Here is a 10,202-nt window from a genome sequence, read left to right on the forward strand (position 1 = left end):
GCGGGCCGCCTCGGCGATGGAGTCATCGGTCATACTGGCGGGACCTCAGTCCTGCAGGCGGGTCGTTCCGTCGTAGCCGCCGGAGGTGTTGAGCTGTTTGGCGTAGCAGCTGTCGGGGCCGAGGCCATGCGATGAGCACCAGGACAGAGCGTCATCGGGGTCGTCGTAGCCGATGCCGACGACGGTGACCCAGAAGTTGTCTTCCTTGAAGCTGCTGAAATCGCCTGACCAGATGAGCTTCACGCGGGGGAACTCTTCGCGCAGCCCTTCGAATTCTTCGAGAATCGCTTCTTCGTCCCAGGTCTTTCCCTCGGCTTCGAGGCCGACCTTCTTCGAACTCAGCTGCGGCACCCATTTGCCGTTGAGTTCGCTCTTCGCTGTCTGTCCGTCGGAGTCGGCGAGCTGTTTGAGTGCCTCCTTCGGGTCGTCGGGCAGCGCTGATTCGGTCTCCGTGGGTTCGGGTGAACTGCTGGCCGCAGCCGAACCGTCATCGCTGGCAGCGTTCGTCGGTTCGTCGGTGGAGGCGACGGTGGCGGGGTCCTCGGGATCCTTCGAGAAGAATTTCGCCGCGCCCCATCCGATGCCCACACCAAGAACGATCACGATGACGGCGAAGAGGGCAATCATTCCGCCGCGCTTCTTCTGTGCCGGCGGTCCGGCCTGCTGATACGGGCCCGGACCGTAGCCGTAGGGCTGTTGGTGGTATGCAGCTTGGCCGGACTGTGGAGGCATTCCATGGGCGGCCGCGTAGCCGCCGCCGGGGAAAGGCTGGGCGCCCTGAGCCGGGGAGGGCCCGCACTGCTGATGAGGAGGCTGACCGTTGCGATGAGGCGGGCCGCTCTGCGAGTGCGGGGTCTGGATATACGGGCGCTGCGGCTGAGGTGACTGTGGAGGCGGCGGAGGTGCGCCCCACCCGCTGCCCGCCTGAGGTCCCGACTGCGGACCTGGCTGCGGACCCGGCTGGGATCCGGGCTGCGAGGACCATTGGCTTCCCGACCGGTCGTTGACGTCCCATTCGTTCTCATCCCCGCGCCCGGGAGGGTTCGTACTCATCCGCAACTCCAGATCGATCACGCCGTATCTCAGAAAAAGTCCTAATAGAGAACTTCTCTTGCATTAACAGCCTAATATAAGTTGTGAACTACACATGCTTGATCTGCTCGGTTGATTGTTTCGATTTGAATGACATTGCGGAGCTGTCGGGCAACTGCACTTGAGGATTGGGTATGCACGACGAATCCGACGAGACGACACCGACCGCCGCCGAGGATCCGAAGGATCAGACCGCCGAGGACCAGGAGAGCCCCGAAGACGAGGTTCCGGACGCCGCCGAGACCTCGGATGATCCTGCAGCTCAGGATGATGAGGCCACCGACGAAACCGCTCGCTGGGCACCGCCGGAAGGCGGCACGCCCACCACCGATCAGACCGTCGACCCGTACCAACAAGACCCCTACCAGCAGGTGCCCTATCAGCACGCCCCCGACCATCAAGCCCCTCACCAGCAGAGCCCCTACCAATCCGGTCTCGTGCCCTACCCTGCGCCACCGGGCTACCCGGCGAATGCCCCGAAGTCGAAGTTCGCCTCGGCGCTGGCAAAGGGAGCGACCTGGAAGACGGCCCTGATCCCGCCGGGGATCGCCCTCCTCGGCGGCATCATCGTCTCCATCATCCTCACCGTCATCCTCACGTCGATGTCGGAGTTCAGCTCACTGACCGAGGAGACCGGCCTCAACCTCGACAGCCTCAACTACGCCCTGCCATTCATCCTCATGGCTCTGTCGCTGTTCGGTTCGGCGGCGCTGCGCCTGGACATCAACGCCCCTGACAGCTTCAACGCCCAACTGGCCATCTTCACGACCGGCGCACCCCTGGTGGTCACCATCGTCACCGTGGGTCTGCTGTGGTGGATGACGAAATTGAGCGAACGCCGCTCCCCCGCGCCCAACCGGGTGTCCACGTGGATCCGCATCGGGGTCGCGACCCTGGCGATGACGCTCGTCCTCTTCCTCCTCCAGGTCATCTTCGCCGCCCGCGCCTCCGCCTTCGAAGAGGAAGGATCGTTCACCTTCATTTTCTCGGCGGTCACCGTCCGATCGTTCTTCCTGCCCCTGCTCGTCATCCTCATCACGAGCATCGCCGGTCGTGTCGCCGGGCATTTCAAGGGCACCGAGGCGATCGGTGCACCATTCCTGCGCTGGGCTGTTCCGCCTCTGCTGGTGACCTGGATCCACCTCGCCGTCTGCGTGGCCGTGTTCTCGATCGTCGCGCTCTTCGTCCTGCCGCTGTCCGTCGAGATGCCCGGCCAGCTGGTGCCGCTGACGTTCGTCAACGTGGCCCTCATCCTCACGTCCCTGACCCACCTCGGCGGAATCAGCGCCACCGCCCAGGGCGACCTAGGCGCCTATTCTGACACCTTCTCCGAGAGCCTCACCCTGTTCAGCCGCGAGGCTCCCGGGCCGCTGTGGCTGGGTCTGCTCGTCGTCGCGGCCGCGGTACTGATCGCGACGATCGTCGCCACCGTCACCCGGCGTCCGGCCTGGACCGTGATCGAGCAGGACAAGCAGCAGTGGTCGAGTGCGTGGAAGCTGCCGGTGGCGTTCTGTCTCGTCTGGGGTCTGCTGTCGCTGCTGGCCATCCCCGCGCACCTGTCGATGTCCGGATCCGCCGAGGCGGCCATGTTCTTCGGCGGTTCCGGTGCGGCCCGTGCGGGGATCGGCCCCCTGGCCTGGACGTTCCTCATCTTCGCCCTCTGGGGCGGGATCATCGAGGTGCTTTCACGCACCCTCGGCCCACGTCTGGCCCTCACCTTCCCGGCCGTGGCACGGATCGCCGCCGGACGGACCGTGCACCCGTATTGGGGTCCGCACTTGGGCATGAGCGAACCGCAGTTCGCGTTCGTCCACCCCGATCTGGCTCAGTCCGCGGCGCCCACACCGCCGCCCGTTGCTCCCGGTCCCGGCCAAGTCGGGCCATACAGGGCGGGCGGGTTCGGACCACAGGGACCTGCCGGCTATCAGGGCCCGCCCGCATCGCCGAATGCGTTCGGCTCGCAGGGACAGCCGGAGGGCCGGCCTGGCGGCCAACCGGCCGGTGCGCCGCAGGGCCCGCAGCAGTTCTCTGATCCGGTCGGTCCGCAGCAGCATCCGACTCCGTCCGACCAGCAGCCTTATGCCTACCCGCAGAGTGCCCCCGGTCAGCCGACCTATTCGACGCCGCAGGGTTCGGCCGGGCAGCCGTACGCGGGCCCGGCCAAACCCTTCGACAAGAAGAAGACGACGCTCGTATCGGTCGTCGCCGGTGGTGCCGTCCTCGTTCTCGTGGCCGCTCTCATCGTCGTCACCCAGCTCAACGGGCACATGTTCGGTCCCGAGGCGACGGTGGAGAAGTACTTCTCGGAGCTGTCCGACGGTGACGCCGAGGGTGCCCTCGAGGTTGCCGACGTCGACGTTCCGCAGGAGTCACGGACCCTGTTGACCAATGATGTCCTGGGCGGCTCCAAGGCACTGCCCGACGATGTCACCGTCGAGGATGCCGAGGTCTCCGGAGACACGGCGACGGTCGCAGTCACCTACGATGTCGGCGGTTCCAAGGGCAACAGCACCCTGACCCTGCACAAAGCGGGGAAGAAGGCGCTGTTCTTCGACGACTGGGCGCTCAAGAGCCCGGACCTGCTCACTCTCACCGTCGACACTCCCGGCCTCAAGAAGGTCAAGGTCAACGGAATCGACGTCGACAGCGACGGGTCGACCCTGTCCCTGCCGGCCTTCCCCGGTCTCTACACGATCGACCTGGCCGAGAAGTCCGATCTCATCACCGCCGACGCGGTCGAGGTGCGGGCGTTCCTCGGCGATGACGCGAACATGGAGGGCGAGGAGACGCCGGTACTCTCAGCCCACCCCTCGGACGCGTTCCGCACCGAGGTCGACAAACAGGTCAAGACCCTCATCGACAGCTGCGCGAAGAAGTCCGTCGCCCAGCCCGACGGGTGCCCGTTCGGATCCTCACTGGCCGAAAGCTATGACGCCACCGGACTCACCTGGTCGATCTCGTCGTATCCGACGGTGACCGTCGCCGATGACTCCTTGGGTGCCGACCAGTATTCGAACCCGGAGGACGCGACCGGTCCGAACGGCGGTCCGGCGTGGCTGATCTCCTCGAACACGTCCGGTGAGGCCCTCGTGACCGGCAGCTACGACATGTTCGACGAGTCCGAACCCTTCGATGACACCGTGACCTTCGACGTAGGCGGCACGGCCGAGATCGTCGACGGCAAGATCGTCATCACCGTCAGCGACGACCCCTGGGACTGGTGACCGAGGCCGCGTGACCCCGCTCGGGGCACGCCGGTCAGTCGACAAAGATCGCTGAGGCGGGGCTGCTGATCCGTTCGACGAGTCCCAGTCCTTCGTCGACGTAGGCGGCGCGTTCGTCGGCGGGGACCATCGCCCCGCCGGTGAGCCATACGAGGTGGACGCCGGTCGGGGACTGATCCGCCGCCTCGCCCATCCGCCACGGAATGGTCAGCCCGGCGGTCGCGGAGGGTTCGACATCGATGCCTTCGGTCTCATGGAGCACGCCGACTCCCGCGCGGATGACTTCATCGGGGACCGCGGCGAACCCGGAGATGAGCGGCCCGATCGTCGGTCCTATGAAGCGTGAGGGGCGGGCGACTGCGAGTCCGTCGGCGGCGGTGCCTCCGGACAGCCCGATGTCCTGAACGGAGATGCCGCTGTGTCGACCGGTGCGCACGCGGAGGAACATCGCCGGTGCCTGGCTCGGTTCGACGAAGACGCAGCGCACCGCAGTGCCGAAGACTCGCTTGAGTCCGAAGGTCACTCCCCCGGGTCCGCCTCCGATTCCGCACGGCAGGTAGACGGTGAGCGGATTATGCTCGTCGATGGTCACTCCGGCGGCCGTGAACTGGCGCTCCAGCCGCAGGGCAGCCACCGAGTATCCGGCGAAGAGGCTCACGGAGTCCTCGTCGTCGACGAAGTGCGTGTTCTCGGCAGCTTCCGCCGAGGCACGGCCGGCTTCGACGGCTTCGACGAAGTCGCCGGCGTGTTCGATGACGTCGACCCCGTGGTCGCGCAGCTTCGTCTTCTTCCATTCCCGGGCGTCGGCTGACATATGCACCGAGGCGGCGAAGCCGAGGCGAGCGCTCAGGATCCCGATCGACAGGCCGAGGTTGCCCGTCGAACCGACGACGATGCGGTGGTTCGCGGCGATCTCACGAAACTCATGGGTCGAATAGGTGGCGGGATCAAGAGCGTCGAGTCCGTGCTCGGCGGCGACCGCCTCGGCGAATTCGAGCACCTCGTGGAAGCCGCCGCGGGCCTTGATCGACCCGCTCACCGGCAGGGAGTCGTCGCGTTTGAGCCACAGCCGTCCGCCCAGCTCGGATCCGAACAGACCGTCGAGGCTGTGCTGCGCCGCAGGTGCCGAAACCAGCGCCGATTCGATCAACCCGCCGCCTGCCTCTGGGAACGCTGATGCGAGCTCGGCCGGAACGGTCGCCGTCTCCGGGAAGGTCTCGGCGAACCAGGGGGCGAAGCGGTCAAACCGGGCCGCCGCGGAATCCATCACGTCCCCGAGGTCGGGCAGGGCCGCCTCGGTGCCGGTGGAGCGGAGCCACGTGGTCGGGGCGCCCGATGCCAGGGATCGGATGATCTCGTCGGTGCCGAGTTCGTCAGGCAGGTCGGTCATGCACCGATCGTAGCCCGGCGGGGTGCGGGCCTCAGCTGTTGACGATCGTCCTCGTGGGGACGGAATTGGTGTGCCTGTGATGACGGCGAAATCGTCGTGACATTATTTGGGAAGGCTAGCCTTACTCAATTAGGATAGGGTAGCGTTGCCGATGTTGACATATCCACGACGGCTGCACATACGAACACAACGCGTCCCCGCGGGGACGCCCTCACGGCCACATGGTCCTGAGGATGCGAAGGAGAATCAGTGTCACGAGCCCCCATCGGTGCCTTCGAAGCAGAGGTCCTCGCCGTCGAAGACCTCAGCCCGTCCTTCCGCCGGGTGACTTTCGGGGGTACGGGACTCGGGGAATTCGGCCCGAACACCCACCCTCGTGATCTGCGGATCAAACTCGTCATCCCTCCTCAGCGTGCCGCCTCGCCGCAGTTCGATCTGCCGGCATTCCTCACCGAGCAGGAAGCCGCTGGAGTGTCCTGGTACCAGGCCTGGCTGCAGGTCAGCCCCGAGGTGCGCGGCGCGATGCGCACCTACACCGTGCGCGAATGGGACGATGCCGAGCGCAGACTCGTCATCGACATGGTCCTCCACACCGATGAGCACGGCCACTCGGGCCCGGCCGCCGAGTGGGCCGAAGCCGCCGAGGTGGGCCACCGCCTCCATATCATCGGCCCCTCCCGTGCCTCGGAGACTCCGTGCGCCGGGATCGAGTTCGCCCCGGGAGATGCCCACCAGATCCTGCTCGCCGGCGACGAGACGGCTGTGCCCGCCATCGCGTCGATCCTCGATTCACTCGAGGACAACCAGGCGCAGGGCAAGGCCGTTCTCGAAGTCCCGAGCGCCGAGGACATCATCGACATCGCCGCGCCCACCGGCTTCGAGATCGAATGGCTGCCGCGCGGGAAGGCCGACTTCGGTCAGCTGCTCGAACCCGCCGTCCGCGAGGCGGTGCGTGCGGAGACCCGGACCCCCGTCGGGGCCGGAGCGGCGGAGTCGACCGGCGGTCTGAGTGGTCAGGTCCGGGAACTCGACGATGTCAACATCGACGAAGAGATCCTCTGGGATGTTCCCGCAGCCCTCACCGAAGCGGCTCAAGGCAGTTCGAGTGCCACGAACAAGGACGACCGCCCCTTCTATGCCTGGATCGCCGGAGAGGCCGGACCGGTCAAGCGTCTGCGCCGCTACCTCGTCCAGGAAGTCGGGGTCGACCGCAAGCAGATCGCATTCATGGGCTACTGGCGTCAGGGCAAAGCCGAGGGCTGAGTCCTCAGACCCGGTCGAGTCGGTTTCTGCCTTTTCCCGACGGCCCGACTGCGCTCAGATCTCGGCGAGCATCTTTCCGGGGTTGAGGATGCCCAGCGGGTCGAGCGCGTTCTTCACGGCCAGCTGGATCCGTCGCGATCCTTCGTCGAGTTCATTCGGCAGCCAAGCGCGCTTGAGGAACCCGACCCCGTGTTCGCCGGTGATCGTGCCGCCGAGTTCGAGGCCGACGCGCATGATCTCAGCGAACACCCCTTCGGCCTTCGCCGTCTCGGCCGCATCGCCGGAGTCGAAGAACACCGATGGGTGCATATTTCCGTCGCCGGCGTGCGCGACGAGGGCGATCTCGAGTCCGGATGATGACCGCAGCTCGGCCAGACGGTCACAGAACTCGGGCACGGCGGTGCGCGGCAGGCATACATCGTCGAGCAGCTGACCGCCGCCGTGGGCGTTGGCGAATTTCTCGTAGGCCGGCTGGATCATTCGTCGTGCGGTGATGAGTGCCGCGGAGTCGCTCGGGTCGTCGGAGTACGCGACGTCGAGGGCACCGCAGCGCTGGGCCACCTCGGTGAAGGTCGACATCGCGGCCTCCGCATCGGTCGGGTTGTCGTCGACCTGCATGATGAGCATCGACCCGGCGTCGCCGTCGAGGCCGAAGTCGCCAAAGTCGTTGAGCATGCGCAGGCTTGCCCCGTCGAGGAATTCGAACAGGCTCGGCACTCCGCCGCCGGCCATGAAGTCGGCGACGGTCTGCAGTCCGCTGCGCTCATCCGGGAAGGTCGCGATCGCGGTGAACGGCTCGGGCAGGGCGGGCACGAGGCGCAGCGTCGCTTCGACGACGATGCCCAGGGTTCCTTCGGAGCCGATGAAGAGGTGACGCATATCGAGTCCGGCCACGCCCTTGGCCGTCTGCGGGCCGAGCGTGGTGATGGTCCCGTCGGCGAGGACGACTTTGAGTGAGCGCACGTAGTCCCTGGTCACACCGTATTTCACGCAGCACAGTCCGCCGGCGTTCGTTGCGATGTTTCCACCGATCGATGACAGTGCCACCGATCCGGGATCCGGCGGGTAGGACAGTCCGAACGGGGCGAGGTGGTCCTTGAGGTCCTGGTTGATGATGCCCGGTTGGACGGTGACGAGACGTTCGGCCTCGTTGACGGCCACGACGTCCTTCATCTTCGACACGTTGAGCAGGATCGCTCCCGGTGAGGCGTTCGCGCCTCCCGAGATCCCGGACCTCGCCCCCTGCGGGACGACTGGCACGCGATGTGCGCTGGCGAAGGCCATGACCTCTTGGACGTCTTCCGCCGAGGCGGCCCTGACCAGGGCGATCGCCCCCTCGCGAGGGCAGAACAGGGCTTCGTCGCTCGAGTGCGCGTCGATGACGTCGGGGTCCGTCGTCAGTGCACCCGGGCTCAGTCGTGCGGCAAGCTCATCGAGTGCCGACGGGTCGAGGGCGGGGAAGTCGGGCGCGGTGGACGTCGGGGTCGTCAATTCTGCTCCTCGGATCGGTGGGTCGAAGGCGGACGTTGGACCGCCTCGGCGAGGTGTAGCGACCGCGAGGGCCGTTACTTCATCACGTCCAGGTTATCGGGGGCGGGAGCGGCCCGGAGGATGAGGGTGACGATTCCGGCGGCGACCATGGCCGCACCGACGACCCACATGCCGGCGTTCTGGGTTCCGGTGAGGTCGGCCAGCCAGCCGGTGATGTAGGGGGCGAAGAAGCCCGCAGAGTTGCCGAGCGAGTTGATGAGCGCGAGTCCCGCGGCGGCCCCGGCACCGGCGAGGAAGGTCTGCGGCAGCGGCCAGAACGTCGGCAGGGCGGCGCAGATCGCCATGCAGGTGATCGTCACCGCGATCATCGTGGTGAACGGTGAGGCCAGGTAGAGGGCGATGGGGATCGCCACTCCCCCGACGAACAGCGGGATGGCCACGTGCCACACACGCTCGCCCGTGCGGTCGCCGTGCCGGGACCAGAAGTACATGGCCAGGGCACCGAAGATGTAGGGGATGGCCGTGATGAGGCCGATCTTAACGATCGAGTACTCGACGCCGAAGGACTCCTGGAAGCCGGCGATGATCGTCGGGAGGAAGAAGCTCATGGCGTAGAGGCCGTAGACCATGCCGAAGTAGACGAAGGACAGGGCCCACACGCGCGGCTGGAGCAGGGACCGGCGGACCGGGTAGTGGAAGGTCTCTTCCTTGCTCTTCTCCTCGGCGTCCATCGTCGACTGCAGCCAGTTGCGCTCCTCGGCGCTCAGCCACTTCGCGTCCCGCGGGCGGTCGGTGAGGTAGAAGATGCACATAATGCCCAGGAGGACGGCGGGCACGCCTTCGATGACGAACATGAAGCGCCAACCGGCGAAGTTCTCGAAGATGGCATTGCCGCTGGAGATCAGCCACGACGACAGGGGCGAGCCGACGACGCTGGAGAGTGGGATGGCGAGCATGAACAGGGCCGTGGCCCGCGCGCGCATCGAGGTCGGGAACCAGTACGTGAGATAGAGGATGATGCCCGGGAAGAATCCGGCCTCGGCGACGCCGAGGAGGAACCGCAGCACGTAGAGCCAGCCGTGGTTGGGCACGAATGCCATGGCCGCGGCGACGATGCCCCAGCTGATGAGGATACGGGCGAGCCAGATGCGGGCGCCGAACCTGTGCAGTGCGAGGTTCGAGGGCACTTCGAGGATGAGGTAGCCGAAGAAGAAGATGCCGGCGGCGAACCCGAACTGGGTCGCGTTCATCGCGAGGTCTTCGTTCATTCCACCCGGTCCGGCGATGCCGATGTTCGTCCGATCGAGGTAGTTGATGAAGTACATCGCGATGACGAACGGGATGAGACGGATGAGGACCTTGCGCAGGGTCCTCTTCTCCAGTGCCGAATCGGCGGGGGTCTGTGCGCTCACGGACGGGCTCACCTCGGATGACATGGGATCTCCTTCGATCAGGTCGGGCCACGGTGGTGGCGCGGACTCGTGCCGCGTCGGCGACAGCGGACTCGTGCCGCGGACGTGCGACAGCGGTTCGCTGCGGGTGCACGGGCGCGGCAGCCAGTGCATTACGGAAACACATTACGACAGCGCTCCTGCTTCGCCTAGCAATCGGACACGAAGTGCCGAATAGCGGGACGCCGCGCCAAATCAGCGCCCACGTGCACGCCAGCTGGTTCAACGTGCAGGCGCCCCTCTCTGTCAGGCTGGTTGTGAGTCACTCAGTCTGACACTGAGAGGAACACT

6 protein-coding genes are annotated in these 10,202 nt (G+C 66.2%); 2 read left to right on the plus strand and 4 right to left on the minus strand.

Annotated features, from left to right (window positions below):
* Positions 1-45 precede the first annotated feature (45 nt).
* Entirely contained in the window at positions 46-1,053 is a 1,008-nt protein-coding gene (locus ACTIIH_RS08485) for a hypothetical protein (protein ID WP_441451419.1), read from the minus strand.
* Positions 1,054-1,226: 173 nt separating this feature from the next.
* On the opposite strand from ACTIIH_RS08485, the gene ACTIIH_RS08490 reads away from it, so the two are divergent.
* Positions 1,227-4,316, plus strand: coding sequence for a hypothetical protein (locus ACTIIH_RS08490; protein ID WP_441451420.1), 3,090 nt, complete (start codon positions 1,227-1,229; stop codon positions 4,314-4,316).
* Between the two features lie 34 nt (positions 4,317-4,350).
* Here the strand turns inward: ACTIIH_RS08490 and ACTIIH_RS08495 are convergent, their stop codons facing one another.
* Positions 4,351-5,706 (minus strand): D-serine ammonia-lyase, encoded by a 1,356-nt coding sequence (locus ACTIIH_RS08495; RefSeq protein WP_441451421.1) that lies wholly within the window; start codon positions 5,704-5,706, stop codon positions 4,351-4,353.
* Positions 5,707-5,955: 249 nt separating this feature from the next.
* Between ACTIIH_RS08495 and ACTIIH_RS08500 the strand changes: the two genes are divergently transcribed.
* Positions 5,956-6,969, plus strand: a complete 1,014-nt coding sequence (locus tag ACTIIH_RS08500; RefSeq protein WP_441451422.1) for a siderophore-interacting protein — start codon at positions 5,956-5,958, stop codon at positions 6,967-6,969.
* Positions 6,970-7,023: 54 nt separating this feature from the next.
* Here ACTIIH_RS08500 and ACTIIH_RS08505 read toward each other — a convergent pair whose 3' ends face one another.
* Both ACTIIH_RS08505 and ACTIIH_RS08510 read right to left on the minus strand, forming a co-directional pair.
* Positions 7,024-8,460, minus strand: coding sequence for an FAD-binding oxidoreductase (locus ACTIIH_RS08505; RefSeq protein WP_441451423.1), 1,437 nt, complete (start codon positions 8,458-8,460; stop codon positions 7,024-7,026).
* A gap of 74 nt (positions 8,461-8,534) precedes the next feature.
* Complete coding sequence (locus tag ACTIIH_RS08510) at positions 8,535-9,896, minus strand: MFS transporter (RefSeq protein ID WP_441451424.1); 1,362 nt, start codon at positions 9,894-9,896, stop codon at positions 8,535-8,537.
* Positions 9,897-10,202 lie beyond the last annotated feature (306 nt).

Origin of the sequence: Brevibacterium sp. (assembly GCF_052105255.1) — a bacterium.
Classification (GTDB): Bacteria; Actinomycetota; Actinomycetes; order Actinomycetales; family Brevibacteriaceae; genus Brevibacterium; species Brevibacterium linens_B.

Excerpts from the sequence above, each read along its gene's own strand:
- ACTIIH_RS08485 (WP_441451419.1), bottom strand. The coding sequence starts at position 1,053 with ATGAGTACGAACCCTCCCGGGCGCGGGGATGAGAACGAATGGGACGTC.
- ACTIIH_RS08490 (WP_441451420.1), top strand. The coding sequence starts at position 1,227 with ATGCACGACGAATCCGACGAGACGACACCGACCGCCGCCGAGGATCCG.
- ACTIIH_RS08495 (WP_441451421.1), bottom strand. The coding sequence starts at position 5,706 with ATGACCGACCTGCCTGACGAACTCGGCACCGACGAGATCATCCGATCC.
- ACTIIH_RS08510 (WP_441451424.1), bottom strand. The coding sequence starts at position 9,896 with ATGTCATCCGAGGTGAGCCCGTCCGTGAGCGCACAGACCCCCGCCGAT.